This is a genomic window from Psychrobacter sp. SWN149, from assembly GCF_015864565.1.
GTDB lineage: Bacteria > Pseudomonadota > Gammaproteobacteria > Pseudomonadales > Moraxellaceae > Psychrobacter.
The window spans coordinates 1-1,218 of record NZ_JADYWX010000018.1 but is presented as its reverse complement, the minus strand read 5'-3'; the positions used below and the strand labels follow the sequence as shown (position 1 = coordinate 1,218).

Sequence of the window (1,218 nt, the reverse complement as noted above, 5' to 3'; positions counted from 1 at the left end):
CCAAAAAAAGAGGAAATACTCATGGCAAAGGCCAAGTTTGAACGTCTAAAACCACATGTCAACGTTGGTACCATCGGACACGTTGACCACGGTAAAACAACCCTAACAGCTGCTATCGCGACTGTTGCTGCAATCACTTCAGGTGGCGAAGCCAAAGACTACGCGTCTATTGACTCAGCACCAGAAGAAAAAGCACGTGGTATCACCATCAACACCTCACACGTAGAATATGACACAGAAGCACGTCACTATGCTCACGTAGATTGCCCAGGTCACGCCGATTATGTTAAAAACATGATCACTGGTGCGGCTCAAATGGACGGCGCAATCCTAGTCGTATCTGCAACTGACGGCCCTATGCCACAAACACGTGAGCACATCTTGCTTTCACGTCAGGTTGGCGTACCGTACATCATCGTATTCATGAACAAATGTGATGTTGTTGATGACGAAGAATTGCTTGAACTCGTAGAAATGGAAGTACGTGAATTACTTTCTGACTACGACTTCCCAGGTGATGACACGCCAATCATCCATGGTTCAGCAACTGAAGCCCTAAAAGGCTCACAAGAAAAGTATGGTCAACCAGCAGTTGTAGAACTACTTAAAGTTCTAGACACCTACATCCCAGAGCCAGAGCGTGACGTTGACAAAGCATTCCTAATGCCAATCGAAGACGTATTCTCAATCTCAGGTCGTGGTACTGTTGTAACTGGCCGTGTTGAATCTGGTATCGTACGCGTTGGCGACGAAATCGAAATCGTTGGTATCCGTGACACTCAAAAAACCACCTGTACTGGTGTAGAGATGTTCCGTAAACTGCTTGACGAAGGTCGTGCAGGCGAAAACTGTGGCGTACTACTACGTGGTACTAAGCGTGAAGACGTACAACGTGGCCAAGTACTAGCTAAGCCAGGTTCAATCACTCCTCACACCAAGTTTGACGCTGAAGTATATGTGTTGAGCAAAGAAGAGGGTGGTCGTCACACACCATTCCTAAACGGCTATCGTCCACAGTTCTACTTCCGTACTACTGACGTAACTGGCGCAATCCAATTACAAGACGGTACTGAAATGGTAATGCCTGGTGATAACGTTGAGATGGGCGTAGAGCTTATCCACCCAATCGCTATGGACAAAGGTCTTCGCTTCGCTATTCGTGAAGGCGGCCGTACTGTAGGCGCTGGTGTTGTTGCTAACGTACTAAACTAATCTATC

The 1,218-nt window shown here is 47.0% G+C and carries 1 protein-coding gene; it reads left to right on the top strand.

What is annotated here, in order from left to right; translation table 11 throughout:
* Nucleotides 1-21: 21 nt before the first annotated feature.
* On the top strand, nucleotides 22-1,212 hold the full coding sequence (gene tuf, locus I6E86_RS13650; RefSeq protein ID WP_194365355.1) for an elongation factor Tu: 1,191 nt from the start codon (nucleotides 22-24) through the stop codon (nucleotides 1,210-1,212).
* Nucleotides 1,213-1,218: the final 6 nt, after the last annotated feature.